Annotated in this window: 24 protein-coding genes and 2 pseudogenes; 11 read left to right on the forward strand and 15 right to left on the reverse strand. The window is 70.9% G+C overall.

What is annotated here, in order from left to right:
• The first annotated feature begins 5 nt into the window (after nt 1-5).
• Nucleotides 6-425: a hypothetical protein gene (locus LZ604_RS31830; protein ID WP_234519430.1), complete on the forward strand. Its 420-nt coding sequence runs from the start codon at nt 6-8 to the stop codon at nt 423-425.
• Nucleotides 426-546: 121 nt separating this feature from the next.
• On the opposite strand, the gene LZ604_RS31835 is transcribed toward LZ604_RS31830, so the two are convergent.
• Nucleotides 547-1,524, reverse strand: a complete 978-nt coding sequence (locus LZ604_RS31835; RefSeq protein WP_234519431.1) for an NAD(P)-dependent alcohol dehydrogenase — start codon at nt 1,522-1,524, stop codon at nt 547-549.
• 249 nt (nt 1,525-1,773) lie between these two features.
• Here LZ604_RS31835 and hemB point away from each other — a divergent pair, with 249 nt between their 5' ends.
• The gene (gene hemB, locus LZ604_RS31840; protein WP_234519432.1) at nt 1,774-2,766 is read left to right on the forward strand and encodes a porphobilinogen synthase; all 993 of its coding nucleotides are present in this window, start codon (nt 1,774-1,776) and stop codon (nt 2,764-2,766) included.
• A gap of 158 nt (nt 2,767-2,924) precedes the next feature.
• Here hemB and LZ604_RS31845 read toward each other — a convergent pair whose 3' ends face one another.
• Both LZ604_RS31845 and LZ604_RS31850 read right to left on the reverse strand, forming a co-directional pair.
• Entirely contained in the window at nt 2,925-3,488 is a 564-nt protein-coding gene (locus LZ604_RS31845; protein ID WP_234519433.1) for a DUF4232 domain-containing protein, read from the reverse strand.
• Nucleotides 3,489-3,722: 234 nt separating this feature from the next.
• A complete protein-coding gene (locus tag LZ604_RS31850) occupies nt 3,723-4,655 on the reverse strand; it encodes a phosphotransferase family protein (protein ID WP_234519434.1) in 933 nt (310 codons plus the stop codon).
• Between the two features lie 161 nt (nt 4,656-4,816).
• Between LZ604_RS31850 and LZ604_RS31855 the strand changes: the two genes are divergently transcribed.
• Complete coding sequence (locus LZ604_RS31855; RefSeq protein ID WP_234519435.1) at nt 4,817-6,019, forward strand: aminotransferase-like domain-containing protein; 1,203 nt, start codon at nt 4,817-4,819, stop codon at nt 6,017-6,019.
• 10 nt (nt 6,020-6,029) lie between these two features.
• On the opposite strand, the gene LZ604_RS31860 is transcribed toward LZ604_RS31855, so the two are convergent.
• The 3 genes from LZ604_RS31860 to LZ604_RS31870 are packed head-to-tail and all read right to left on the reverse strand — an operon-like array spanning nt 6,030 to nt 7,887.
• Entirely contained in the window at nt 6,030-6,848 is an 819-nt protein-coding gene (locus LZ604_RS31860) for a DUF4253 domain-containing protein (protein ID WP_234519436.1), read from the reverse strand.
• A 35-nt stretch (nt 6,849-6,883) separates the two neighbouring features.
• A complete protein-coding gene (locus LZ604_RS31865) occupies nt 6,884-7,063 on the reverse strand; it encodes a DUF397 domain-containing protein (RefSeq protein ID WP_234519438.1) in 180 nt (59 codons plus the stop codon).
• Nucleotides 7,060-7,887 (reverse strand): helix-turn-helix domain-containing protein, encoded by an 828-nt coding sequence (locus LZ604_RS31870; RefSeq protein WP_234519439.1) that lies wholly within the window; start codon nt 7,885-7,887, stop codon nt 7,060-7,062. The genes LZ604_RS31865 and LZ604_RS31870 overlap by 4 nt, the downstream gene beginning before the upstream one ends.
• 112 nt (nt 7,888-7,999) lie before the next feature.
• Here LZ604_RS31870 and LZ604_RS31875 point away from each other — a divergent pair, with 112 nt between their 5' ends.
• The gene (locus LZ604_RS31875; RefSeq protein WP_234519440.1) at nt 8,000-8,422 is read left to right on the forward strand and encodes an ATP-binding protein; all 423 of its coding nucleotides are present in this window, start codon (nt 8,000-8,002) and stop codon (nt 8,420-8,422) included.
• Here LZ604_RS31875 and LZ604_RS31880 read toward each other — a convergent pair.
• Nucleotides 8,412-8,816: pseudogene (locus LZ604_RS31880) on the reverse strand (DUF4232 domain-containing protein); the annotation flags it as partial. The gene LZ604_RS31875 and the pseudogene LZ604_RS31880 sit on opposite strands and share 11 nt — an antisense overlap.
• Before the next feature lie 225 nt (nt 8,817-9,041).
• Nucleotides 9,042-10,802, reverse strand: coding sequence for an arginine--tRNA ligase (gene argS, locus LZ604_RS31885; protein ID WP_234519441.1), 1,761 nt, complete (start codon nt 10,800-10,802; stop codon nt 9,042-9,044).
• A 240-nt stretch (nt 10,803-11,042) separates the two neighbouring features.
• Between argS and lysS the strand changes: the two genes are divergently transcribed.
• Nucleotides 11,043-12,788: a lysine--tRNA ligase gene (lysS, locus tag LZ604_RS31890; RefSeq protein ID WP_234519446.1), complete on the forward strand. Its 1,746-nt coding sequence runs from the start codon at nt 11,043-11,045 to the stop codon at nt 12,786-12,788.
• A gap of 167 nt (nt 12,789-12,955) precedes the next feature.
• On the opposite strand, the gene LZ604_RS31895 is transcribed toward lysS, so the two are convergent.
• The 3 genes from LZ604_RS31895 to LZ604_RS31905 all read right to left on the reverse strand — a co-directional run bounded on the left by LZ604_RS31895 (nt 12,956) and on the right by LZ604_RS31905 (nt 16,388).
• On the reverse strand, nt 12,956-14,257 hold the full coding sequence (locus LZ604_RS31895) for a DUF2637 domain-containing protein (protein WP_234519447.1): 1,302 nt from the start codon (nt 14,255-14,257) through the stop codon (nt 12,956-12,958).
• Nucleotides 14,258-14,432: 175 nt separating this feature from the next.
• On the reverse strand, nt 14,433-15,371 hold the full coding sequence (locus LZ604_RS31900) for a DUF3558 domain-containing protein (RefSeq protein WP_234519449.1): 939 nt from the start codon (nt 15,369-15,371) through the stop codon (nt 14,433-14,435).
• Between the two features lie 126 nt (nt 15,372-15,497).
• Entirely contained in the window at nt 15,498-16,388 is an 891-nt protein-coding gene (locus LZ604_RS31905; RefSeq protein ID WP_234519450.1) for a DUF3558 domain-containing protein, read from the reverse strand.
• Nucleotides 16,389-16,581: 193 nt separating this feature from the next.
• On the opposite strand from LZ604_RS31905, the gene LZ604_RS31910 reads away from it, so the two are divergent.
• Entirely contained in the window at nt 16,582-17,775 is a 1,194-nt protein-coding gene (locus LZ604_RS31910) for an RtcB family protein (RefSeq protein ID WP_234519452.1), read from the forward strand.
• Between the two features lie 27 nt (nt 17,776-17,802).
• Here LZ604_RS31910 and LZ604_RS31915 read toward each other — a convergent pair whose 3' ends face one another.
• The 3 genes from LZ604_RS31915 to LZ604_RS31925 form a co-directional block, all read right to left on the reverse strand.
• A complete protein-coding gene (locus tag LZ604_RS31915) occupies nt 17,803-17,952 on the reverse strand; it encodes a hypothetical protein (RefSeq protein WP_234519454.1) in 150 nt (49 codons plus the stop codon).
• Entirely contained in the window at nt 17,952-18,728 is a 777-nt protein-coding gene (locus LZ604_RS31920) for an SDR family NAD(P)-dependent oxidoreductase (protein ID WP_234519455.1), read from the reverse strand. The genes LZ604_RS31915 and LZ604_RS31920 overlap by 1 nt, the downstream gene beginning before the upstream one ends.
• A gap of 113 nt (nt 18,729-18,841) precedes the next feature.
• The gene (locus LZ604_RS31925; protein ID WP_234519457.1) at nt 18,842-19,177 is read right to left on the reverse strand and encodes a YnfA family protein; all 336 of its coding nucleotides are present in this window, start codon (nt 19,175-19,177) and stop codon (nt 18,842-18,844) included.
• A 150-nt stretch (nt 19,178-19,327) separates the two neighbouring features.
• On the opposite strand from LZ604_RS31925, the gene LZ604_RS31930 reads away from it, so the two are divergent.
• From LZ604_RS31930 to LZ604_RS31950, 5 genes are all read left to right on the forward strand, one after another.
• Nucleotides 19,328-19,783 carry a hypothetical protein gene (locus LZ604_RS31930; RefSeq protein WP_234519459.1) on the forward strand — a complete coding sequence of 152 codons (456 nt, stop codon included), beginning with the start codon at nt 19,328-19,330 and terminating at the stop codon, nt 19,781-19,783.
• A 112-nt stretch (nt 19,784-19,895) separates the two neighbouring features.
• Nucleotides 19,896-21,002, forward strand: a complete 1,107-nt coding sequence (locus LZ604_RS31935; RefSeq protein WP_234519461.1) for an LLM class flavin-dependent oxidoreductase — start codon at nt 19,896-19,898, stop codon at nt 21,000-21,002.
• Entirely contained in the window at nt 20,999-21,709 is a 711-nt protein-coding gene (locus LZ604_RS31940) for an FMN reductase (protein WP_234519463.1), read from the forward strand. The genes LZ604_RS31935 and LZ604_RS31940 overlap by 4 nt, the downstream gene beginning before the upstream one ends.
• Nucleotides 21,710-21,940: 231 nt before the next feature.
• Entirely contained in the window at nt 21,941-22,651 is a 711-nt protein-coding gene (locus LZ604_RS31945; protein ID WP_234519465.1) for a response regulator transcription factor, read from the forward strand.
• Between the two features lie 47 nt (nt 22,652-22,698).
• Nucleotides 22,699-24,216, forward strand: coding sequence for a HAMP domain-containing sensor histidine kinase (locus LZ604_RS31950; RefSeq protein WP_372482246.1), 1,518 nt, complete (start codon nt 22,699-22,701; stop codon nt 24,214-24,216).
• Nucleotides 24,217-24,332: 116 nt separating this feature from the next.
• Here the strand turns inward: LZ604_RS31950 and LZ604_RS31955 are convergent.
• Nucleotides 24,333-24,822: pseudogene (locus tag LZ604_RS31955) on the reverse strand (amino acid transporter); the annotation flags it as partial.

Genomic DNA, 24,822 nt, shown 5'->3' on the forward strand with positions numbered 1-24,822 from the left:
GACTCATGAAACAGCATCGGCACGTCATGGCCCGCGCGGCCACAGCCGTCACCGCCACCGGGCTCGCACTGGCTCTGGGCGCGGGAAGCGCATTCGCCGACGGCAACTACGTCGGTACGTTCGACAAGAACGGCAAGCACGTCGCGACCGTGGTGTTCGAGCCCCGGAACTCCTCCGGCGGCACCCAGTACACCGACGTGATCGACTCCGCCGCGGACGGGCACTCGATCCGCGCGGTGACCTATGACGCGACCACGGGCAAGAAGCGGAACACCTGTCAGACCAGTTCCGTCAAGGACTGCGGAATCTCGCCCCGGATTCCCAAGCACCACAAGGTCCGCATCAAGGTCTACTGGGTCAAGGGGCGCACGGCGACCTACCTCGGCACGGTGAAGACCGCCAAGGGCGACCTTCCGGTGGTCTGACGCGGGGCCCGGGGCCCGGGACCCGGCCTGGGACCGGCCCGCGACCACGGCGACCTGATCGCCGGCCGGCGTGCGGCCCGGGGTTTTGCGCCCCGGGCCGCACCCGCGGCGGAGCATCGGATCAGACGGTGATGACGACCTTGGCCCTGGCGTGCTCGATCGCCACGTACCGGATCGCCTCGGGTACCTCGCCGAGCGAGTAGGTCCGGTCGATGACCGGGGCGATCTCCCCGGAGTCGACGAGTTCCCGCAGCGCCGTCAGGTTCTCCTTGGTCTGCCTGGCCGGAAGCTCGAGCAGGCGTTGGCGGACGAAGGGCGCCAGCAGTTGCCGCCTGATGAACAGGGCCATGGGCCCGACGAGACTGCCGCCCTGGTAGACGCCCCCGCCGGACAGCACGAGTGTTCCGGTCGGGGTCAGCGCGCGCCGGAGCGCGGTCAGGGAGTGGTTGCCGACCAGGTCGAGCACGATGTCGTAGCGGGGGCCGCCGCGGGTGAAGTCCTCCTGGGTGTAGTCGATGACATGGTCCGCGCCGAGGGAGCGGACCAGGTCCACGTTCCGTGTCCGGCACACACCGGTCACGTCCGCCCCGTACGCCTTGGCGAGCTGCACGGCGAAGGTGCCCACCCCACCGGACGCCCCGTTGACCAGAACCTTCTGGCCGGGCTGCACCTTCGCGATGTCGCGCAGTCCGATGAGCGCGGTGTTCGCCGCGAGCGGCATGGCGGCTGCCTGCTCGAACGAGAGGCGGGTCGGCTTCGCCGCCACCGCCGTGGCCGGTGCACACACGTACTCGGCGAACGCCCCGTCGGCCTCCCCGAATACCTCGTCGCCCGGAGCGAGTCCCTTGACCTCGCTGCCGACCGCCTCGACCCGGCCCGCGAAGTCCCTGCCCCGGATCCTGGCCTTGGGCCGGCGCAATCCGAAGAACAGCAGGCGGGACACGTACGGGTCGCCGTGCAGGGCGTGCCAGTCGTAGGCGTTGACCGCGGCCGCGTGCACCCGCACCAGCACCTCGTCGGCCGCAGGCGCCGGCTTGTCGACGTCCCTCAGCTCCAGTACGTCCGGTGAGCCGTACCGGTCCTGGATGACCGCCTTCATCGGGCCCCCTCGTGCACGACGCCGCAGACCACGCGGTCCGGCGGGAAACGTCGGCATCACTGGGAAGGTAGCCGGGGCCGGTGGATGCGGGCATCGGGGACGGACCCTGGTTCTCGGGGGCCGGAATCGGGGAGGGTCCGTAGTTCTCAGGGATGACGGACGCAGCCCCGCCGGGGCCCCGAGGAAGCACCCGGTGCTCCGACAGTGCGTCGGCAAAGGCGCCGCCCGGCCGGGCGTAGCGTAGAAGTCATGACGAAGTACGGTTCCTTCCCCGGTACGCGTCCCCGTCGGCTGCGGACGACGCCTGTCATGCGGCGTATGGTCGCCGAGACCCGGCTGCACCCGGCCGACTTCATCCTTCCCGCGTTCGTACGGGAGGGCGTCGGCGAGCCCGTGCCGATCGGGGCCATGCCCGGTGTCGTGCAGCACACCCGGGACAGCCTGAAGAAGGCGGCCGCGGAGGCGGCGGAGGCCGGGGTCTCCGGGATCATGCTCTTCGGCGTGCCGGAGGAGTCGAAGAAGGACGCGCTGGGCACCGCCGGGACCGACCCGGACGGAATCCTCCAGGTGGCCCTCCGGGATGTGCGGGCCGAGGTCGGGGACGAGCTGCTCGTCATGTCCGATCTGTGCCTGGACGAGTTCACCGACCACGGGCACTGCGGTGTGCTCGACGCGAAGGGCAGGGTCGACAACGACGCCACCCTGGAGCGGTACGCCGAGATGGCCCAGGTCCAGGCCGACGCGGGCGCCCACGTGGTGGGCCCCAGCGGCATGATGGACGGCCAGATCGGTGTCGTCCGGGACGCTCTCGACCAGATCGGCCGGGAGGACGTCGCGATCCTCGCCTACACCGCCAAGTACTCCTCCGCCTTCTACGGTCCGTTCCGGGAGGCCGTCGGGTCGTCGTTGCAGGGCGACCGGAAGACCTATCAGCAGGATCCCGCGAACTGGCGGGAGTCCCTGCGGGAGCTGGCCCTGGACCTTCAGGAGGGCGCCGACATGGTGATGGTCAAGCCGGCCGGGCCCTACCTCGACATCCTGGCGAAGGTCGCGGACGCGGTCGACGTGCCCGTGGCCGCGTACCAGATCTCCGGCGAGTACTCGATGATCGAGGCCGCTGCCGAGAAGGGCTGGCTCGACCGGGACCGGGCGATCCTGGAGACGCTGACCGGCATCAAGCGGGCCGGCGCCCGCACCATCCTGACGTACTGGGCCACCGAGGTCGCCCGGAAGCTCCGCTAGGGCCTGTGGGTACGGGTGCGCCGGTGGGGGACCGCCTCGGCGCACAGGGCGACGGCCGGCAGGTCGCGGCGATCTGCCGGGCGGTCAGCCGGGCGTACTCCCCGAGCACATGCGTGGTCAGCGTCCTCGCCTCCCCTCCCGCGGCCCCGCCGTACGGTTCAGTACATCAGGGCCGCCTCGCCGCTGGAGAGCCAGTACGTCACCGTCACGCCGTCGTCGACGCGGACGCCCTTCGCCGGCAGTGCCGGATGGGCGGCGGGGCCGGTGGGCAGGGTGAGGGTGAGGGTCCGTGCCGTGCGGAGGTGTGGGGCGGTGCCCTCCGCCGACGACAGACGCACGCCCGCGTAGGCCGACTCGCCGGGGGAGAGGGTGAGGGCGGTGCGCGGCTTCGTCTCCGGGGCCGGCCTGGCGGGGGACTGCTCCTCGCCGAAGCGGGCCACCGGGTAGGCGGGGAGGGTGCAGTTCGCGGTGCCCGTGTTGGTCAGCCGCAGGAGCAGATGGTTCACGGGCCGGGAGACCTCGGTCGCCGTCGTGCTCGTGTGGCTCCCGGAGCAGGGAGCCGCGGCGCCGGAGCCTCCCGTGCTCCGGGGGGCCGTGGACGACGCGGTCGAGGGGCCCTCGTCCCGTACGCCCTCCCCGGTCCGGCAGGCCGTGAGCGCGAGCGCGGCGAGCGCGACCGTGGTGAGGGCGAGCAGACGGGCGCGGACGGTACGAGCGGACATGGGAGGGCCCTTCGACGTGGACGAGCTGGGGGGTGGCGCGCCGCCGCTCGACCGGTCGCCGGGAGCGGGCGCCTCGCTGACCACAGCTTGAGCGGTGACCCGCCCGGGACGCCACATTCCCCGCCATTTCCGGGACGCCGGGATCTTGGGATGCCGTTTGACCTGGGGAAACGTCGTCTCCCGGGAAGCCTTCGCGGGACGCGGAAGCGCGGCCCGGGCCCGGGTGGTGGCCTGTCAGCCGTTCGTGCCGAACCACAGCTCGGCGAGCGCGTCGAGGCGGGGTTCGGGCGGTACCGGCAGTTCACGAAGGTAGAAGGGCAGGTCGCTGTACATGTGCAGCAGGGCGTAGGCGAGCAGCTGGTCCGGGTCGTGCGGGGCGCGCCCGTAGGCCTCGTAGAAGCGGCGCAGCCGGCGCGGGTCGGCGCGGGTGACGAACAGGCCGACGCTCGCGAAGTCGTAGGCCGGGTCGCCGATCATCGCCGGCTCGAAGTCGAACAGACCGGTCAGACGGCGGCCGCCGCGCATGTCGATGGTCAGATGCTCGCGCATGAACTCGGTGTGCAGCAGGGACAGTTCGCTGGAGGCCGGGAGGGGTACCGAGTCCAGGAAGTCGGGGATACGGCTCAGCCAGGGCTCGGTCACACCGGTGCGGCTGTGCTGTTCCAGCGTGCCCGCACGTCGGCGGCGCAGGAACGAGGACCAGTCCGAGGGACCCACGATGTCCGTCAGCGGCTTCCAGGCCATCGCGTGCAGCGCGGCCAGCGTCTGGGCCGACTCCGACACGATCCGGTCCTGATCCGCCGCCGTCAGCTGCGGCCACGCCTCGGCGACGCTCCGCCCCGGCAGCCGGGACATCAGCACGAACCGCCAGCCGTTCGCATACTCGTCGGTGGCGATCAAACGGGGAGTCGGCAGTGGCAGTTGGCCCCACAGGTGGGCCAGCACCCGGGCCTCGCGTATCGCTTCGGCCGTCGCGAACCGCGGATACAGCTTCAGCACCATGTCGCCGCCGAGCGCGTACACCGGCAGGGAACCGTCGTCGAAGCGCCGCAACGCGAGCCCCACGAGGCCCATTTGGTTACACAGGTCCAGGGCCGCCGGACGCAGCACCGTCTCATCCGAGACGATCGCTTCCAGCTCCTTGTACGTGTCCACGGTGGGCAGCATGCGCCGCATGCTAGGGCCCGCCGGGGGCCGTCCGCAGGGTGAAACGGGATTGATGTAAAGGGCAGTGATATCCCTAAGGTGCGCGAACGAGGTGTTTTCGAGTGGCGTACCCACGGCGTTCGCACGTCCCACGGTCGCCCCACACAGAAGGAGCCGCCGCTGTGACCTCCGCCGACAGCCGCACCAGCAGTCCGCCGCCCCCGTTCGCCGCCCGGGTCGCCGCGACCGGCGGTTCCGCCGTGCGGGACATCCTCGCCGTCACCGCCCGGCCCGAAGTCGTCAACTTCGCGGGCGGACTTCCGGCCCCCGGGCTCTTCGACGCCGACGGTGTCGCCGCCGCGTTCCACGCCGTGCTGGCCGAGGTGCCACAGCGGGCGCTCCAGTACGCGACGACCGAGGGGGAGCCCGCGCTGCGGGCCGCGCTCGCCGACCGCACCACCGCACGCGGCCTGCCCACCGGCCCCGACGACCTCCTCGTCACCACCGGCTCGCAGCAGGCGCTGTCGCTCCTCGCGACCGTCCTGCTGGAGCCCGGCGACACGGTTCTCGTGGAGGACCCCTGCTATCTCGCGGCCCTCCAGGTGTTCGGCTTCGCGGGGGCGAGGATCCTCGCCGTGCCCGGCGACGCGGACGGCATCGACCCGGACGCGCTGGAGGAACTGGTGGCGCGGGAGCGTCCCAAGCTGCTCTACACGGTCCCCACCTTCCAGAACCCGACCGGCCGCACCCTCCCCGCGGGCCGCCGCGCCGCGATCGCGCGCGTCGCCGCCCGGCGCGGGCTGTGGATCGTCGAGGACGACCCCTACGGCGAACTCCGCTTCGAGGGCGGGCGGGCGCCGTGGATCGCCTCCTTCGACGACGCCCACGACCGCACCGTGCTCCTCGGCTCCTTCTCCAAGGTGATGGCCCCCGGCCTCCGGCTCGGCTGGCTGCGGGCACCGGCCGCGCTACGGCGGGCCTGCACGGTCGCCAAGCAGGCCACCGACCTGCACACCCCGACCGTCAACCAGCTCGCCGCCGCCCGCTATCTGGCCGACCGGGACCTCGACGCGCACGTCTCGCGTGTCGCCGCGGCCTACCGCGAGCGCCGGGACGCCATGCTCGCCGGCCTCCCGGAGGCGCTCCCCGAGGGCTCGGTCTGGAACCGCCCCGAGGGCGGCATGTTCCTGTGGGCCAGGCTCCCCGAGGCGTACGACACGACGGCACTGCTGCCCCGGGTGGTGCGGCAGGACGTGGCGTACGTCCCCGGCGCGCCCTTCTACGCGGGCGCGCCCGAGACGTCGACGATGCGGCTGTGCTTCGTCACGCACACCCCCGAGGAGATCGAGGAGGGGCTGCGGAGGCTGGGCAAGGGGTTGCGGTAGGGCTTGTGGGTCAGTCCCACCAGAAGGCCCAGATCCGTCGGCCCAGGATCTCGTGTTCGGCGTACTCCCGCAGCGTCCCGTGGTGCCCCTGGGTGATGTTGTCCGGGCAGAAGGCGAAGTGCTCGGCGGCCACCTGCTCCGCCTCGGCGGCGGTGGTCGGCGGTGCCGCCACCGACAGGACCAGCTGGTCGAAGGTGAGCGCGACGACCCGTATGCCGAAGCGGTCCTCCCAGGAGCGCAGCACGGAGCAGAGGCGGGCCGTGTCGTTCTCGTGGTTCAGCGGGCCGCTCCAGCCGATGGCCGCCGGGATGTCCGCGGAGCGGCGGGCCGGGACCAGGGCGAGGCGCGGCTCCTTGAGCCATGAGCCGCCGTTCAGCAGGGAGTCGGCGACCTCGGCGGCACGCGCGTCGGGGTCGGCCTCCAGCCGGGGAGCCGCGGCGAGGCCGGGCCACTCGCGGCCGAACGGGGCGCGGATCTCGCCGAGTTCCTCGTCCGCGTCCTCGTCTCCCCAGAACTCGGCCAGCACGTCCTCGGCGTCGTGGTCCCCGGGGTAGGACACCTCCCCCGGCATCAGCTCCCACTCTTCGGGGCCGCCCTGGCTGCCGCCGACGTCGACGAGCACCGGAAGAAGCCCGACCCGTGCGCCGGGCCCACCCAGCCGCGCCCAGTTGCCGGAGGACGCGGCGCGCCCGGCGTGCCACAGCAGCGGCTCGTGCCACGGGCCCTCGTCCGTCGCGTCGATCAGACTCCCCGGAGGGAGTTCAAGCCCGAGCGCGCGCCCGCTCGGATCGGCCGCCAACCGGGGCAGCGGATTGGGAAGTGTCGCCATGCCAGTGACTGTAGGGCCAGCCACTGACAACGCCCCTAGCGGGCCGCGTAGTCGGTGAACGCGGCCCAGGCCTCCGGCGAGGCGGTGAAGGTGGGGCCTTTGGGGTTCTTGGAGTCGCGGATGTGCACGGCTGTTGCGTCGCGGGCGACTTCCAGGCAGGCGCCGCCTTCGCTACTGCTGTAGGACGACTTGAACCACTGAAGCGCGGTGCTCATTGCTCTCCTAGCAGTTGGTCCAGCAGGCTTCTGGAGTCCTCGATGGTGAGGGCCTGCGTCCGCAGCATCGCATATTTGCGCGCGAGGATGGACACTTCGTCCGGGTTGGAGACCCACTGGCTGCCGCGCTGTGACTCGGTGTAGGCGAGGTGCTGGTGATCGGGCGTCTCCACGAGGATGAACGGGCCCGCATCCCCGGCGTGCGCGGTACGGTTCAGTGGCAGGATCTGCAAGGTCAACCCAGGGAGTTCGGAGTACTCGCGCAGGAACCGTAACTGGTCGAAGTGCGTGTCTCGTCCTCCGGTAGGCATGCGCAGCGCGGGCTCCCAGACCACGAAACTGAGCGTCGGCGGGATCTTCCGGTGCAGGATCTCGCGGCGGCCGACGCGGGCCGTGATCTTCGTCTCCAACTCGTCCGCATCGTACGGCGGCACCCGCCCACTCAGCAGCGCGCGGGCGTAGGCCTCCGTCTGGAGCAGGCCCGGAACGACCAGCGCGTTGTACCACGACAGAGCGATCGCCTCCCGCTCATGCTGCACATACAGCTCCGCCCACATCGGAAACTGGTCGATCTCCGGCAGGTTCTCCACCCCCGCCGACAACAACCCCTTGGTCCCCAGGAGTTCGTCCAGCAGCTCGGCCAGGTCCGGCTTCAGGGGGCGCCTTCCCTGTTCGATCGACGCGATGGTCTCCTCGTCGAGCATCAGCCGTTCTCCGAGCGCCCGTTGGGTCAGGCCCGCCGCACGGCGTGCCGTGCCGAGCTGGACGCCCAGCATCTTCATGGCCGAGAGGTTCTTCTTCCGTGGAAACTTCCTGGAGTTCATGCTGGACCAACTCCCCGCGGTGCCCGTACGCGACCCCGAACGAACCCGTACAAAAAATCTGTACGGGCTCACTCGCTGATCCACGGTAGTCGCGCTCCGCAACTCTCGTCCCGTGAACGAGACGATCCAACTCCCGCCCCTGCGCGAGAGGTTCTTCCGGCGCGAGCGCCGGTCCGTCCCCGCCGCCCGGAGGTTCGCTCACGAGACCCTGACGGGCTGGGGTCTCGCGGAGGCCGGGCGCAGCGGCGACGTGCTGCTGTGTGTGAGCGAGCTGGCGACCAACGCGCTGCTGCACGGGGTACCGCCCGGCCGGCACTTCCGCGTGTTCCTGCGGTACGACGGTGCCGTACTGCGCGTGGAGGTGCACGACAGCGGGCCCGGCGTCCCGCATATCGCCGAGGAGGCCGACGAGGGCGGGCGCGGGCTGCTGCTGGTCGCCGCGCTCGCCGACAAGTGGGGTGTCGGCGAGCGCGAACTCGGCAAGGTGGTGTGGTGCGAGTTCGCTCCCGCACCACCCGGCGACCTCACCAGGTGAGGGCGTCGGCCGCGCTGGACTGCCAGTAGGTCGCGGTCAGTTTGCTGTCGTAGTACACGCCCTTGGCGGGCAGCCGCACACTGGCAGTGGGGCCCGCGTCGCTACGCGGAGTGCGCCCCTGGAAGATGACGGTCAACGAGTGGCCCTTGGTTCCGTTCTCCCCGCTGCTGTCGGCGGCCGAGAGGCGCACACCTGCATATCCGGACTCCCCGGGAGCGAGCGTGATCACGGCCTGCGGGCGGCTCTCCTCGAACGCCCCCGGCGCCCACTGCATCTCGTCGAACCGCAGGTAGGGGAAGTACGTCAAGTCGCACGGCCGGGAGCCGGTGTTCTTGACGGTGATCAGCATGTGGTTGAGGGGCCGGGACACCTCCTGGGCGGTGACCTGGGTGTTCCCGCCGTTGCAGAGGACGGGGGTCCTGTTGGTCGCCGTACCGGAGCCGCGACCACGGCAGGCCGTTCCGGACCAGCGGCAACACGGGCCGGCCGGGCTACGACTTCCCGCTCGGCGGCGCGCAGTGGTACGCCCGGTCGGGCGGCTGACGGCACAGAACCCCGCCCACCGGGCGCCACCCGGTGTGCGGGGCTCTTCGTGCTCTCCGGGGCCCGTGGCGCGGCGTCAGAGACGCTCGGGCGTCCTGATGCCCATCAGGTCCATGCCCACGTGGAGCGTGCGGGCCGTGACGTCGCACAGGAAGAGGCGGTTCTCGACCTGCTCGGGCGTCTCGGCCTTCAGGACCGGGCACTTGTCGTAGAACGAGGTGTACAGCGAGGCCAGCTGGTAGAGGTACGCCGCCAGCTTGTGCGGGGCGTACTCCGCGGCAGCCTCCGCGACCGTCTCCGCGAACTGGTCCACATGCAGGCCCAGGGCCCGCTCCGCGTCCGTCAGGGCCAGCTCGGGATGCGCGGCCGGGCGCACCTCGCCGGCCTTGCGCAGGATCGACTGGATACGGGCGTACGCGTACTGGAGGTACACGGACGTGTCGCCGTTCAGCGACACCATCTGGTCCAGGTCGAACTTGTAGTCGCGGTTCGCCGACGTCGACAGGTCCGCGTACTTCACCGCGCCGATGCCCACCTGGGCGCCGCGCTCGGCGATCTCCTCCTCGGACAGGTCCTGCGCCTTCTCCCTTACGACGGCGGAGGCGCGCTCGATCGCCTCGTCCAGGAGGTCGACCAGCCGGACCGTCTCGCCCTCACGGGTCTTGAAGGGCTTCCCGTCCTTGCCGAGGACCGTGCCGAAGGCGAGCTGATACGCCGTCACGTCGCCGTTCAGCCAGCCGGCCCGCCGCGCGGTCTCGAAGACCATCTTGAAGTGCAGCGACTGGCGGGCGTCCACGACGTAGATGATCGAGTTCGCCTTGAGGCCGAAGACCCGGTCGCGGATCGCGGAGAGGTCCGTCGCCGCGTAGCCGTAGCCGCCGTCGGACTTCTGGACGATCAGCGGGACCGGGTTGCCGTCCGGGCCCTTGATGTCGTCGAAGAACACGCACAGCGCGCCCTCGGAGCGGACCGCCACGCCGGACTCCTCCAGCAGGCGGCACGTCTCCTCGAGCATGTCGTTGTAGCCGGACTCGCCGACGATGTCGGGGTCCCCGATCTCCATGTCGAGCTTCTCGAAGACGGAGAAGAAATAGATCTTCGACTCGTCGACGAACTTCTGCCACATCTGAAGCGTGCGCGGGTCGCCGGCCTGGAGGTCGACCACCCGGCGGCGGGCACGCGTCTTGAACTCCTCGTCGGAGTCGAAGAGCTTGCGCGCGGCCTTGTAGAGGCGGTCGAGGTTGGACATCGCCTCCTCGCCGGAGACCTCGGCGGCCTTGTGGTCCAGCTCGTGCGGGTGCTCGTCCAGGTACTGGATGAGCATCCCGAACTGGGTGCCCCAGTCGCCGATGTGGTGGCGGCGGATCACCGTCTCGCCGGTGAACTCCAGCAGCTTGACCACGGAGTCGCCGATCACCGCGGAGCGCAGATGGCCGACGTGCATCTCCTTCGCCACGTTCGGCTGGGCGTAGTCGATGACCGTGGTGCCCGGGGTCTCGGCGAACGGCACACCCAGGCGGCCCTCGGGGTCGGCGGCGCGGGCGGCGAGGTTCTCGGTGATCGCCTTGTCGGTGACCGTGATGTTGAGGAAGCCGGGCCCGGAGACCTCGATGTCCTCGATCACGTCACCGGTGACGACATGGGAGACGACCCGGGTCGCCAGCTCCCGCGGGTTCGCCTTCGCCTTCTTCGCGAGCGCCAGGATCCCGTTGGCCTGGTAGTCCGCCCGGTCGCTTCGTCGCAGCAGCGGGTCCGCGCCGGCCTCCGGCAGGGTGGCCGAGAGGGCGTTCGCGAGGTGCTGGTGGACGGAGGCGGTGAGGGACGTGACCGAGGCCATGGGGTGGGTGCCGTTCTCCTCGTGCGTACGGATAGACGTGGCCAGTATCCCATGGGGGGTAAAGCGGTTTTTCCGTATGCGGTCGCGCGCCTGCGGGCACGGGCCGTGCCGCGCGTACGGCGACGCGCAGGTAAGAGCTTGAAAAGCTGTTTTCGTGGATGCGGTCCCGGCAGGGACAATGGATCGGACAGCTGTGTGACCGTGCAGCTGGTGCTGAGAAACTCCGGAAAAAAAGAGGACGTGCCGATCGTGGCTCAGAGCACCGAGACCACCGACTGGGTCTCCCGTTTCGCGGATGAGGTCATCGAGGAGTCGGAGCGCCGGGCCCCGGGCAAACCGGTCGTCGTCGCGTCCGGGCTCTCCCCCTCCGGGCCCATCCACCTGGGCAACCTGCGGGAGGTCATGACGCCCCACCTCGTCGCCGACGAGATCCGGCGGCGCGGGTACACGGTGCGCCACGTGCTGTCCTGGGACGACTACGACCGGTACCGCAAGGTTCCCTTCGGCGTGCCGGGCGTCGACGAGTCCTGGGGCGAGCACATCGGCAAGCCGCTGACCTCCGTGCCCGCCCCGAAGGGCTCCCCGTACCCGAACTGGGCGGAGCACTTCAAGGCCGCGATGATCGAGTCGCTGGCGGAGCTGGGCGTCGAGTACGACGGCATCAGCCAGACGGAGCAGTACACCTCCGGTGTCTACCGCGAGCAGATCCTCTTCGCGATGAAGCACCGTGGAGAGATCGACGCCGTTCTCGCCCAGTACCGGACCAAGCCGAAGCCCGCCGCCAAGAAGCAGCAGAACAAGCCCGTCGACGAGGCCGAGCTGGAGGCCGAGGAGGGCTCCGGCGCCGCCGCCGAGGACGACGGCAGCTCCGGCTCCGCCGGGTACTTCCCGTACAAGCCCTACTGCGGCCGGTGCGACAAGGACTTCACCACCGTCACCGCGTACGACGACGACACCACCGAGATGACGTACTCGTGCTCGGCCTGCGGATTCTCCGAGACGGTGCGGCTCACCGAGTTCAACCGCGGCAAGCTGGTCTGGAAGGTCGACTGGCCCATGCGCTGGGCCTACGAGGGCGTCGTCTTCGAGCCCTCCGGCGTCGACCACTCCTCCCCGGGCTCCAGCTTCCAGGTGGGCGGTCAGATCGTCGGCATCTTCGGCGGCAAGCAGCCCATCGGCCCGATGTACGCCTTCGTGGGCATCAGCGGCATGGCGAAGATGTCCAGCAGCAAGGGCGGGGTCCCGACCCCGGCCGACGCCCTCCAGATCATGGAGCCCCAGCTGCTGCGCTGGCTCTACGCCCGCCGCAGGCCCAACCAGTCCTTCAAGATCGCCTTCGACCAGGAGATCCAGCGGCTCTACGACGAGTGGGACAAGCTGGCGGGCAAGGTCGCCGACGGTTCGGCCCTGCCGGCGGACGTGGCCGCGTACACCCGGGCCGTCGGCACCGCCGCCCGTGAGCTGCCGCGCACCCCGCGCCCGCTGCCCTACCGCACCCTCGCCTCCGTCGCCGACATCACCGCCGGCCACCAGGACCAGGCGCTGCGGATCCTGTCCGACCTCGACCCGGCCAACCCGCTCGGCTCCCTCGACGAGGTCCGGCCGCGGTACGACAGGGCCGAGTCCTGGATCAACACCCAGGTCCCGGCGGAGCAGCGCACCATCGTCCGCGACGAACCGGACGTCGAACTGCTCAAGTCCCTCGACGAGCAGGCACAGCAGTCGCTGCGGCTGCTGCTCGACGGCCTCGAGGAGCACTGGTCGCTGGACGGGCTCACCCACCACGTGTACGGCGTGCCCAAGGTCCAGGCGGGGTTCCCCGCCGACGCGACCCCCAAGGAGCTGCCCCCGGAGATCAAGACCGCCCAGCGGTCGTTCTTCGCGCTGCTCTACCACCTGCTCGTCGGCCGTGACACCGGCCCGCGGCTGCCCACGCTGCTGCTCGCGGTGGGGCAGGACCGGGTCCGGAAGCTGCTCGGGGAGTGAAGCCCGCCAAGAGGCCCCCGTACGTACGCGTACGGGGGCCTCTTGCCGGCCGCGGTCTGCCGGCCGCGGTCTCCTTCACGCGTTGCGCTCCGCGCGGTTCGCTTCACGGGGTTCGCTTCACGCGGTCAGCTTCACGCGGTCAGCTTCACGCGGTTCGCTTCACGCCGTCACGCGATGTGGTCCTCTTCCAGTTCCGCGGTGTGGCGGTTGGTGAACCGGTTGACCATGCGCTTGGCCTCCTCCGCGGGGAGGCTGATGCGGAACTCGGCCTCGACGTTGTCGCTGAACTCGCGCGGGGTCGGGTAGCTGCCGTTGATCGACTGCTTGAAGACCTGGTAGTACGACTCCTCGCCCGGCTCCGGCGCGCCGCCGCCCTCGCCCAGCTCACGGGTCCGGTTGCCGGTGACGGGGATGGGGAAGCTGCCGGTCTCCTCCCCGGAGGGCTCCTGCGGCTGCCCCGGGGCCGCGGCCTGGAACTGCTGCGGCTGTCCCGGGCCCTGGGCCTGGTACTGCTCCGGGTGCTGCTCCTCGTACCACTGCCAGTGCTCTTCCTCGGGCTCGTAGGAAGGCTCCGGTTCGAACGAGGGGTCGTAACCGCCGTGGTACTCGACCTGCGGCGGGGTGGTGAACCACGGGCTCTGCTCGGGGTCCGGCCCCGACGCCTGCGGGCCGAAGCCCGGGGCGCCCGCCAGTTCGGGGCGCGGCCCGCCGCCGGGCGCCGCCTTCTGCGGGACGGACGCCGCCGCACCGGAGGCACTGCCCCCGGCCGCTGCCACGGCCTGCGGGGCCGGCGGTATCAGTGCCGGTTCTATGCCCGCCGCCGCCAGACCCGCCCCGGCCGTCTCCGCCAGCGGTACGCCGTAGCGGGCGAGCCGCAGCGGCATCAGCGACTCCACCGGGGCCTTGCGGCGCCAGGCGCGACCGAAGCGGGAGCGCAGACGGGCCTGGTAGACGAGACGTTCCTGCTCCAGCTTGATCACCTGGTCGTAGGAGCGCAGCTCCCACAGCTTCATCCGGCGCCACAGCAGGAACGTGGGAACGGGCGACAGCAGCCAGCGGGTCAGCCGGACGCCCTCCATGTGCTTGTCCGCCGTGATGTCCGCGATCCGGCCGATCGCGTGGCGCGCCGCCTCGACCGCGACCACGAACAGCACCGGGATCACCGCGTGCATGCCCACGCCCAGCGGGTCCGGCCAGGCCGCCGCACCGTTGAACGCGATCGTCGCCGCCGTCAGCAGCCACGCCGTCTGGCGCAGCAGCGGGAAGGGAATGCGGATCCAGGTCAGCAGCAGGTCCAGGGCCAGCAGGACACAGATACCCGCGTCGATGCCGATCGGGAAGACATAACTGAAGTTCCCGAACCCCTTCTTGATGGCCAGCTCACGGACGGCCGCGTACGAGCCCGCAAAGCCGATTCCGGCGATGATGACGGCACCGGTGACGACCACACCGATGAGAATCCGGTGCATCCGTGTCAACTGCAGTGGCGCGGCCACCCGTACTCCCCTCCCGTTGCGTGTTGTTGCGCGCAACAGGGTGGCACACGCGTGCGGCGAACGGGTGGCCGGTGTGCCGGAGCCCGGTCCGTACGGGACCGGGCTCCGGCGATTTCCCTGCTGGGGCGCGGAGTCGAACCCGGCCGGGTCAGCTCTTCTTCGAGGCCGACGCGGACGGGGACGCCTTCTTGGACGGGGAGGCCGACTTCGACGGCGAGGCACTCTTCGACGCCCCCTGCACCGGGGACGAGCCCGCCCCGGCGCCACCGTGGTTCGCCGCCGCCACCGAGGACACCGCCTCCTTGACGGCCTTCTCCGCCGCCTTCGCCAGGTCGTCCGCGTTGGGCGTCTTGTCACCGGCCAGACCGGCGCCGTTGTAGTCGAGGGTGATGACGACGTTCTCCACCCGCACCACGACCGTCTCCTGCTTGAAGGCGCCTTCCTTCTTCTTCAGGTCGTAACGCACCGCCGTCGCCTGGTCACCCGCCCCGGCGACCGGCTGCGACGCCGTGTTCTTCGCGCCCTCCACGGACTGCGCGTCCCGCACCTGCCTGCCGTAGTACTCCTGCGCGAGCTTGTTGCCGTCGCCGCGCGCGGCGTCCGACTCGAAGCGCAGCAGGGAGACGTTCAGCCAGCGGAACTGGGAGCCCTTGACGCCGTTGTTCTGGAGGCTGGTCCACGAGCAGCTGGCACGCGTCCCCGCGTCGTCCGAGGCGCCCTGCTTGCCGGACTTGGCCCCCTTGGGCACCAGATCGCCCAGGGTCTTCCCGGACAGGACGGCACAGGGTTTCGGCAGCGTCGTGTACGCGGCCGGCCGCACCGCGTCCGCCGAGGCGCTCTGCGAAGGCTGCGCGCCGGCGGTCTGCTGCTTCTGCGCCTGCTGCTTGGCATCGCCGCCCGAGCCCGAACCGGAGTCCGAGGAACAGCCGGCGGCGACGAGCACCGCCGGAACGGCCGCCGCGCAGACGAGCAGGCGGCGCAGGCGCGCACCAGGCCGCCGGCCGCCCCGAACGCCCTGAACGTCCTGAACGCGCCGGACGCCCTGATCGTGCTGATCGTGCTGGTCTCGCTGTGCAGGTCGGTGCATGGTTCCTTCCACTCATGACGCTCGTGGATCGTGCGGTCGGATCGGGTCCGAGGGGCCACGGTACGCGGTGGGGACGCATGCGGTGCGAGGTTCGGTTCCCCTGCGGGGGCGCACGCCAGGGGTGCCTCAGCCGAGCGAACCCGCCAGCTGCTGGGCCAGTTTCCGGGCCTTGTCCTGCATGTCCTCGCTGCTCGGGGCACTTCCGGCGGCGGCCGGCTGCTCGTCGTACTGGATGGTCACGATCACGTTGGACGTGCGGAACACCACAGTCACCGTGCGCTGCTGGGAGGTGCTCAGCTGGTCGTCGAGGAACGCCTCGTCGCCCAGATCGTCGAGCGTGCGGGGCTGGAGATCGGCCTCGGTGCCGTCGGCGGACGGGCTTCCGGAGGCGGACGCGGGGCCGGAGGCGGACGTCGAGGCGGAGGGGGAAGCCGAGGAGGTGGCGCCGGGGCTCGCGGACTTTCCGCTGCCCCCGGAGCCGGATGCGGAGCCGGAACCGGAAGCGGAGGCGGAAGCGGAGGCGGAAGCGGAGCCGGTGGCGGACGCCGAACCCGGGCCGGAAGCCGTCTCGGGCAGATCCGCGGCCTGCTGCCTGGAGCCGTAGACCTCGTGCGCGCGGTCGTCGTCGCTGACCGTGTTGTCGTACGACACCACCCGCTCGAAGTCGACGAACAGATGGTCCGTGGCCGCGGCCGACTCCGCCTTCCAGCGGCACCCGGAGCGACGGTCGTTGTTGTACGTCAGCGCCGCCTCGCCCTGGTAGGCGGCATCGCGCTGCGTCTGGTCCGCTACCTGCCGGATGCCCGGAAGGAGCGAGTCGAGGGAACCGTGGCTCACCGCGCCGCAGGCGTCGGAGAGCGTGCGGTACTTGCCGGGCTGGGCGGTGGCGGCACTCGCGGTGGGGTCGCCGGCCTTGGAGTCCTCCGCCGCGCCACCGCTCCCGGAGCCCGAGCTGCAGGCGGCCAGCAGTGCCGCGAGGAGCACCGCGGCGCCCGGTACGTACGCCTTCCGCTGCACGGTGAGGCTCCTCTCGACGGTTGCGTGGGCGTGGGAGCCCGCTGGTTAATCGGTTGCCGCCCGGGGCGGCTCCCCGGAGACAATGTGTATCGCACGCACTGCCGTGAACGCCGGTCCGTTGTCCTATACGTCGACCTTGGCGCCGGTTTTGCGATCAATGGCTTATGTATTTTTTCGGGGGAAAGAGGCTGGTATGTCGTATGTAGAGGTGCCGGGCGCCCAGGTTCCGATCCGCATGTGGACGGACCCGGCGACGGTCGAGGGCGCCGCGATGCAGCAGCTGCAGAATGTGGCGACGCTGCCGTGGATCCAGGGCCTCGCGGTGATGCCGGACGTCCACTACGGAAAGGGCGCGACGGTCGGCTCGGTCATCGCGATGCGGGACGCCGTGTGCCCGGCGGCCGTCGGCGTGGACATCGGCTGCGGAATGTCGGCGGTCAAGACGTCCCTGACGGCGAACGACCTCCCCGGCGACCTCTCCCGCCTGCGCTCGAAGATCGAGCAGGCGATCCCGGTGGGCCGGGGGATGCATGACGACCCCGTCGACCCGGGCCGCTTCCACGGGGTGGCCACCGCGGGGTGGGACGACTTCTGGGGGCGGTTCGACGGGGTGGCCGAGGCGGTCAGGTTCCGTCACGACCGCGCCGAAAAGCAGATGGGAACGCTCGGATCCGGGAATCATTTTGTAGAGGTGTGTCTGGATGACGACGGATCGATCTGGCTGATGCTCCACTCCGGTTCCCGGAACATCGGCAAGGAGCTCGCCGAACACCACATCGGCGTGGCTCAGGGGCTTCCGCACAACCAGGGTCTGATCGACCGTGACCTGGCGGTCTTCGTGGCGGACACCCCCCAGATGGCGGCATACCGCAATGACCTGTACTGGGCGCAGGAGTACGCGGAGTACAACCGGATGCTGATGATGGCGCTCCTGAAGGATGTGATCCGCAGGGAGTTCAAGGAGGCCAAGCCGACCTTCGAGCCCGAGATCTCCTGCCACCACAACTACGTGAGCGAGGAGCGGTACGAGGGCATCGACCTGCTCGTCACGCGCAAGGGTGCGATCAGCGCCAGGGCCGGGGAGTACGGCATCATCCCCGGTTCCATGGGCACCGGTTCGTACATCGTCAAGGGGCTCGGCAACGAGAAGTCGTTCAACTCGGCGTCGCATGGCGCGGGCCGGCGCATGAGCCGTAACGCGGCGAAGCGTCGTTTCACGTCGAGGGACCTGGAGGAGCAGACGCGGGGTGTGGAGTGCCGCAAGGACTCCGGTGTCGTGGACGAGATCCCGGGCGCCTACAAGCCCATCGAGCAGGTCATCGAGCAGCAGCGCGACCTCGTGGAGGTCGTGGCGAAGCTGAAGCAGATCGTCTGCGTCAAGGGCTGACGCCACGGGCCCGGCCGGGAGCCGGGCTCACTTGGCGTGCTTCACCGCGTAGATCATCACGAACGCCACGATGTGGATGCCGAAGAGGAAATACGCCAGGTAGTACCAGACGTAGCGTTCGCGCTTCTTCTCCAGGGACAGGCGGTCCTGTTCCGCGGTGTGGTCCGGGTCGGTCATCACAGTTCCCGGTGGACCTTGGTGTTGGACGCCTGGGCCCGGGGCCGGACCACCATGAGGTCGACGTTGACGTGGCTGGGGCGGGTGACCGCCCAGGTGATCGTGTCGGCGACGTCGTCGGCCGTCAGGGGTTCGGCGACGCCCTCGTACACCTTCGCCGCCTTCGCCGTGTCGCCGCCGAAGCGGGTCAGCGCGAACTCTTCAGTCCTCACCATCCCGGGGGCGATCTCGACCACCCGTACCGGCGTGCCGACGATCTCCAGGCGGAGGGTCTCGGCGAGGACGTGCTCGGCGTGCTTGGCGGCGACATAGCCCCCGCCGCCCTCGTAGGTGCCGTGGCCGGCGGTGGAGGAGACGACCACCACGGTGCCGTCACCGCTCGCCGTCAGCGCGGGCAGCAGGGCCTGGGTGACGTTCAGGGTGCCGAGGACGTTCGTCTCGTACATCCGGCGCCAGTCCTCGGGGTCGCCGGTGGCGACCGGGTCGGCGCCGAGCGCGCCGCCCGCGTTGTTCACCAGGACACCGATCGTCCGGAAAGCCGTCGCGAACTCGTCGACCGCCGCCCGGTCCGTGACGTCCAGCGCGTACGCCGTCGCCGAATGGCCCGCCGCGGTCAGCTCCTCCGCGAGCGCCTCGATACGGTCCTTGCGGCGGGCGGTGAGGACCACCCGGTAGCCGGCGGCGGCGAGCCGGCGGGCCGTCGCGGCGCCGATGCCGCTGCTCGCGCCCGTGACGACGGCGATGCGGGAGGCGGCGGAGGGTGCTGCGGCGGTCATGGCGAGGCTCCTCGGACGGTGGACACGAATCTGCGGTGCCGCACTCGGTCGTGCGGGCGACGTGCGCCCAGGATAGGCCGGGGGTGGAGGCCGGACCGGAGCGCCCGGGCCGGTCAGTGCCCCCGGGGCACCCACATGATCACGGCCATCCCGGCCAGGCAGATCAGCGCACCGGTGACATCCCAGCGGTCCGGGCGGTAGCCGTCCGCGACCATGCCCCAGGCGAGGGAGCCGGCCACGAAGACGCCGCCGTACGCGGCGAGGACACGGCCGAAGTGTGCGTCGGGCTGGAAGGTGGCGACGAAGCCGTAGACGCCGAGCGCCATGACGCCCGCGCCGATCCACAGCCAGCCCCGGTGTTCGCGCAGGCCCTGCCAGACGAGCCAGGCCCCGCCGATCTCGAAGAACGCGGCGACCACGAAGAGCGCGGCGGAGCGGAGAATCAGCATGCGGCCACCTTCGCACGGGGCCTTTCACCCGGTCTTCGTCGGCCGCCGTCACGTCCGACCGGGCGGGTCACCTGCCCGGCGGTGCCTGACGCGCCGTGCACGTGGGATACATGCGGTGATGTACGGGCGCCGATGCGGAGGAAAGTGACGATGCGGAAGTGGATTGCCGGCGCGCTGGGAGCGGCCGTCGTGGTGGGAGGGGGCCTGCCCGCCGTGGCTCTGGGTGCCGAGACCGGCCTCGTCTATCACGGGTACGTGACCATGGGCCGGGGCGAGGTCAACGTACGGCTCACCCCGTGGAACCACACACGGTCCGGGGTCAAGGACAGCACCGTGCGGCTGCGCTGGTCCAAGCCGCTGGCGGACGAGCAGCTGTTGCCGGGAGCGTGTGCGCGGTTCGACGCGAGCACGGTGCTGTGCCGTACGGGGTCGATCGTCCCGATGGGCCGGGGCAGGGAGATCCATCTGCGGGTGCGCCTCGCCGACACGTCGACCGACGAGGTGCGGGTGGAGATCGACTCCCAGTGGGGCGGCGGCGCGGCGGACCGCAACCCGGCCGCCCAGCAGGTGCTGGCTCTGGGGACGGGGGACCGGTACACCTTCTGAGTGCGTCCGGGTGTCGTGCGGAGGGTGGCGCGGGACCCGGAATACCTGGAGAGGTGGCGTCGTTCGGGGAGGTGTAGTTGAACGATAAACCACCTGGAAGGTGTGAGCGAGCATGCAGTTCGGGATCTTCAGCGTCGGCGACGTCACCCCGGACCCGACCACGGGCCGTACCCCGACCGAACGCGAGCGGATCAAGGCCATGGTCGCGATCGCGCTGAAGGCCGAGGAGGTCGGGCTGGACGTCTTCGCGACCGGTGAGCACCACAATCCGCCGTTCGTGCCGTCGTCGCCGACGACGATGCTCGGCTACGTGGCCGCCAGGACGGAGAAGCTCGTCCTCTCCACCTCCACCACCCTCATCACCACCAACGACCCGGTGAAGATCGCCGAGGACTACGCGATGCTCCAGCACCTCGCGGACGGCCGGGTGGACCTGATGATGGGGCGCGGCAACACCGGCCCGGTCTACCCCTGGTTCGGGCAGGACATCCGCCAGGGCATCAACCTCGCCATCGAGAACTACGCCCTGCTGCACCGGCTGTGGCGCGAGGACGTGGTGAACTGGGAGGGCAAGTTCCGTACGCCGCTGCAGGGCTTCACCTCCACCCCGCGCCCGATGGACGGGGTACCGCCGTTCGTCTGGCACGGCTCGATCCGGTCGCCCGAGATCGCCGAGCAGGCCGCGTACTACGGCGACGGCTTCTTCCACAACAACATCTTCTGGCCGGCCGACCACACCAAGCGGATGGTCGAGTTCTACCGGACCCGGTACGCCCACTACGGGCACGGCACTCCTGAACAGGCGATCGTCGGCCTGGGTGGACAGGTGTTCATGCGGAAGAACTCGCAGGACGCGGTGCGCGAGTTCCGGCCGTACTTCGACAACGCGCCCGTCTACGGACACGGGCCGTCCCTGGAGGACTTCACCGACCAGACCCCGCTCACCGTCGGCTCGCCGCAGCAGGTGATCGAGAAGACGCTGAGCTTCCGCGAGTACGCAGGCGACTACCAGCGCCAGCTGTTCCTGATGGACCACGCCGGACTCCCGCTGAAGACCGTGCTCGAGCAGATCGACATGCTCGGCGAGGAGGTCGTGCCGGTGCTGCGCGAGGAGTTCGCGAAGGGCCGTCCGGCCACCACGCCGGAGGCGCCGACCCACCGGTCGCTGCTCGCCGCCGCGCAGGAGCCGGGGGCCGGGGAAGAGGTGAGCGCCGCATGAAACTCGTCGTCGTCTCGGCGGGGCTGAGCGTCCCGTCCTCCACGCGGCTGCTGGCCGACCGGCTGGCCGCCGCCGTGGAGCGGCAGGTTCCCGTCGAGGTCCGGGTGGTGGAGCTGCGCGACCTCGCCGTGGAGATCGCGCACAACTTCACCAACGGCTTCCCGGGGCGTGCGCTGGCCGCCGCCCTGGAGGCGGTGACCGAGGCCGACGGGCTGGTCGTGGTCACGCCGGTGTTCTCCGCGTCGTACAGCGGGCTGTTCAAGTCCTTCTTCGACGTGCTCGACAAGGACGCGCTGGCGGGCAAGCCGGTCCTGGTCGCGGCCACCGGCGGCAGCGCCCGGCACTCGCTGGTGCTGGACCACGCTCTGCGCCCGCTCTTCTCCTACCTGCGGGCCGTGGTGGTCCCGACCGGCGTCTACGCGGCCTCGGAGGACTGGGGCGCGGAGGGCCTGCCCGAGCGGATCGAACGCGCCGCGGGCGAAATGGCGCTGCTGATGACCGCGGGGGCCCCGCGGCAGCGGGACGGCTCGGCGGCGGAGGCCGCCGGTCCCGTGGCGGAGGCCGCCGGTTCCGTGGTGGAGGCCGCCGGTTCGGTGGCGCAGCGTGTCGGGGCCGTGCCCGGGCCCGCCCGGTCCGTGGCCGAGTCCACTGATTCCGGGTTCCGGGTGATCCCGTTCGAGGAGCAACTGGCCGCGCTGCGGAGTTAGCCGTGGGGGGACGGCCCGGCAGCCGGGCCGCGGCCCCCCGCCGCCCGGCCGCCGGTGAACCTCGCGGGACCGCCGTGACATACCCGCCGAACGCGCCGTACGTGATGTAGCCCATGCACCGGACCGACCGGGTAAACCGCCACGCCCGCAGCGGTGAGAGGCGGGTAAGAAGCCCGCCCGTGGCTCCGTCCACCCGGTGGTGCACCGCGCTGGCCTTGGCAGACTGGTGGGGTGACCCAGACAGTGCTGCTCGCCGAGGACGACCGCGCCATCCGTCATGCCCTGGAACGCGCGCTGACGCTGGAGGGTTACGAGGTGACCGCCGTGGCCGACGGGGTGGAGGCCATCGCCCAGGCCCATCGCACCCAGCCCGACGTGCTCGTCCTCGATGTGATGATGCCCGGCATCGACGGTCTCCAGGTGTGCCGGGTGCTGCGTGCCGAGGGCGACCGCACCCCGATCCTGATGCTCACCGCCCTGGTGGAGACCGCCGACCGGATCGCGGGGCTCGACGCGGGCGCCGACGACTACGTCGTCAAGCCGTTCGACATCGAGGAAGTCTTCGCCCGGCTGCGCGCCCTGCTGCGCCGCACCAACGGCTCCTCCTTCGAGGCTCCCAAGGAGGAGGAGAAGATCCCCACCGGCCAGGTCTCCGTCGCCGGGCTGCGCATGGATGTCCAGGCCCGTCGCGCCTGGCGCGGCGAGCGGGAGCTGGAACTCACCCGGACCGAGTTCGACCTGCTGGAACTGCTGGCCCGCAACGCGGGCATCGTGCTGGACCACGCCACCATCTACGACCGCATCTGGGGCTACGACTTCGGCCCCGGTTCCAAGAACCTCGCCGTCTATGTGGGCTATCTGCGGCGCAAGCTCGACGAGCCCGAGGCACCGGCCCTGATCCACACGGTGCGCGGCGTGGGGTACGTACTGAGGGAGGACTAGTGCCTCCATCACCGGGCCCGTGCGCCGAGGACGTCGCCGGGAGGGGTATGCGCCTGTGGCGGCGGCTGCCGGTCGGACTGCGCCGGCGGCTGCGGCTGCGGTCCCGGCTGCGCCGGATGTCGTCGCTGCGGACCACCTTCACCCTGTCGTTCGCGGCCGTGGCCGCCGGCGTCACCGTCCTGGTCGGCTTCCTCAGCTACGACGCCGCCGCCCGCCTGGTGCGGGTGGACCAGCAGACCGTGTTCGCGCAGGTCGTGGCCGATCTGCGGGACCAGGTCAGCCAGAGGCAGCTGATGCCGGACGACTTCGCCATCTCCGACAAGGACCACGACACCCCGCGCGACGACATCATCCGGCCCAGCCGCACCGTGGTGCAGGTGCTCGGGCCCGGCGGTTCGGTCGTCGACCACTCCAACCCGCCGCTGCCCGTCGGCGGCGACGACCGGCGGATCGCCGAGACCGCCACCGCGGGCAGGCTGGTCGAGCACACGAACGTCAGCGTCGGCGGCGACGTCTACCGCGTCGCGACCGTGGCGCTCGGCAGCGGCCAGGGCGCGGTGCAGGTCGCCCAGGAGCTGAGCAGCACCGAGGACCTGCTGCGCAGCCTTCAGCAGCGCACCGCCCTGCTGATGGGAGCGGTCGTGATCGCGGCCGGGCTGTTCGGCTGGTGGCTCGCGCGGCGGATCACCGGGCGGCTGGTACGGCTGGCCGGTGCCGCCGAGGACGTGGCGCGCACCCGGCGGCTCGGCATCCAGGTCCCGGTCACCGGGAACGACGAGGTGGCCCGTCTCGGCCGCTCGTTCGACCGTATGCTCGGGCGGCTCGCCCAGTCGGAGGACGACCAGCGGCGTCTGGTGCAGGACGCGGGTCATGAGCTGCGCACGCCGTTGACGTCCCTGCGGACCAACATCTCGCTGCTGCGCCGTATCGACGAGCTGCCGGCCGCCGCCCGTGAGGAACTGGTCGCCGACCTCGCCCAGGAGTCCCGCGAGCTGACCGACCTGGTGAACGAGCTGGTCGACCTGGCGGCCGGCCAGTCGGACACGGAACCGGTGCAGCGGCTGACCCTCACCGACATCGCCGAGGACGCCGCGACGATCGCCCGGCGCCGCACGGGCCGGGAGGTCGTGGTGCGCACCACGGGCGACACCACGGTCGACGGCCGCGCCACGGCGTTGCAGCGGGCGGTGTCCAATCTGGTGGAGAACGCGGCCAAGTTCGACCGGCACGGCAAGGCGCCGATCGAGATCGCCGTCATGGGTCCGGTGCACCCGCCCCGGCTGGAGGACTCCGACGAGCCGGACACCGGGCCGCCGCTGGGCAGCGTGCGCGTCGAGGTCCTCGATCGCGGGCCCGGCATCGAGGAGGGCGACCTCCTGCGCGTCTTCGACCGTTTCTACCGGGCCGCGGATGCCAGGAGCCTGCCCGGCTCGGGTCTCGGCCTGTCGATCGTGCGGGAGGTGGCGACGTCGCACGGGGGAGCGCCGTTCGCCTCTCGGCGCAAGGGCGGGGGATCGGTGATCGGGTTCACGGTCGGCGGAGGAGCCGTGCACACCGGCGAGTGACCCGGCGTCCGCGGCGTACCCGCGCCCGGGCAGGCCGTCGCGCGGGGCAGGCCGTCGGTCGAGTCGGCTCCTCGGTCGAGTCGGCTCCTCGGGCGGTCGGCTCCTCGGGCCGGTGGTCAGCCGACGTGGACGCGTGGCCGGCGTGCGCGGTTGGGGTCCGCCTCGCGCAGCACCTCCCGGGTCACCGGGGCGACCTCGCCCTGGCCGAAGAGGAAGAACCGCAAGGACGAACGGATTCTCCAGGGTGAGCACGCGGTAGCGGCCGTGCAGGACCTCGCCGCGTACGGCCAGGCCCGCCTCGAACTCCGAGGGATCGGTGACGGTCACCTCCACGAAGACGAAGTCCTCCTGCGGGGGCAGCTCGTTGTCGGCGCGGATCTGCTCGATCTTCTCGCGGTACTCGGTGGCGTCCCGCGCGTCGGGTTCATTGGCGATGAAGCGGATACGGCGGCTGGCGATGTCCCGGACGAATCGTTCCGCCATGTCGTCCAGGGTCACGCTGGTCACGCGCAGCTCGAAGGCCCGGGCGAGCCGGGACAGCAGCGATACGAGGATGATCCCGGCGATGAAGCAGGCACCGATCTTCACACCGTCCGGCCGCTCGAT

Source organism: Streptomyces glomeratus, assembly GCF_021462825.1.
Classification (GTDB): Bacteria; Actinomycetota; Actinomycetes; order Streptomycetales; family Streptomycetaceae; genus Streptomyces; species Streptomyces glomeratus.

Excerpts from the sequence above, each read along its gene's own strand:
- LZ604_RS31830 (WP_234519430.1), top strand. The coding sequence starts at position 6 with ATGAAACAGCATCGGCACGTCATGGCCCGCGCGGCCACAGCCGTCACC.
- LZ604_RS31835 (WP_234519431.1), bottom strand. The coding sequence starts at position 1,524 with ATGAAGGCGGTCATCCAGGACCGGTACGGCTCACCGGACGTACTGGAG.
- hemB (WP_234519432.1), top strand. The coding sequence starts at position 1,774 with ATGACGAAGTACGGTTCCTTCCCCGGTACGCGTCCCCGTCGGCTGCGG.
- LZ604_RS31845 (WP_234519433.1), bottom strand. The coding sequence starts at position 3,488 with ATGTCCGCTCGTACCGTCCGCGCCCGTCTGCTCGCCCTCACCACGGTC.
- LZ604_RS31850 (WP_234519434.1), bottom strand. The coding sequence starts at position 4,655 with ATGCTGCCCACCGTGGACACGTACAAGGAGCTGGAAGCGATCGTCTCG.
- LZ604_RS31860 (WP_234519436.1), bottom strand. The coding sequence starts at position 6,848 with ATGGCGACACTTCCCAATCCGCTGCCCCGGTTGGCGGCCGATCCGAGC.
- LZ604_RS31865 (WP_234519438.1), bottom strand. The coding sequence starts at position 7,063 with ATGAGCACCGCGCTTCAGTGGTTCAAGTCGTCCTACAGCAGTAGCGAA.
- LZ604_RS31870 (WP_234519439.1), bottom strand. The coding sequence starts at position 7,887 with ATGAACTCCAGGAAGTTTCCACGGAAGAAGAACCTCTCGGCCATGAAG.
- argS (WP_234519441.1), bottom strand. The coding sequence starts at position 10,802 with ATGGCCTCGGTCACGTCCCTCACCGCCTCCGTCCACCAGCACCTCGCG.
- LZ604_RS31895 (WP_234519447.1), bottom strand. The coding sequence starts at position 14,257 with ATGCACCGGATTCTCATCGGTGTGGTCGTCACCGGTGCCGTCATCATC.
- LZ604_RS31900 (WP_234519449.1), bottom strand. The coding sequence starts at position 15,371 with ATGCACCGACCTGCACAGCGAGACCAGCACGATCAGCACGATCAGGGC.
- LZ604_RS31910 (WP_234519452.1), top strand. The coding sequence starts at position 16,582 with ATGTCGTATGTAGAGGTGCCGGGCGCCCAGGTTCCGATCCGCATGTGG.
- LZ604_RS31915 (WP_234519454.1), bottom strand. The coding sequence starts at position 17,952 with ATGACCGACCCGGACCACACCGCGGAACAGGACCGCCTGTCCCTGGAG.
- LZ604_RS31920 (WP_234519455.1), bottom strand. The coding sequence starts at position 18,728 with ATGACCGCCGCAGCACCCTCCGCCGCCTCCCGCATCGCCGTCGTCACG.
- LZ604_RS31925 (WP_234519457.1), bottom strand. The coding sequence starts at position 19,177 with ATGCTGATTCTCCGCTCCGCCGCGCTCTTCGTGGTCGCCGCGTTCTTC.
- LZ604_RS31930 (WP_234519459.1), top strand. The coding sequence starts at position 19,328 with ATGCGGAAGTGGATTGCCGGCGCGCTGGGAGCGGCCGTCGTGGTGGGA.
- LZ604_RS31935 (WP_234519461.1), top strand. The coding sequence starts at position 19,896 with ATGCAGTTCGGGATCTTCAGCGTCGGCGACGTCACCCCGGACCCGACC.
- LZ604_RS31940 (WP_234519463.1), top strand. The coding sequence starts at position 20,999 with ATGAAACTCGTCGTCGTCTCGGCGGGGCTGAGCGTCCCGTCCTCCACG.
- LZ604_RS31950 (WP_372482246.1), top strand. The coding sequence starts at position 22,699 with ATGCGCCTGTGGCGGCGGCTGCCGGTCGGACTGCGCCGGCGGCTGCGG.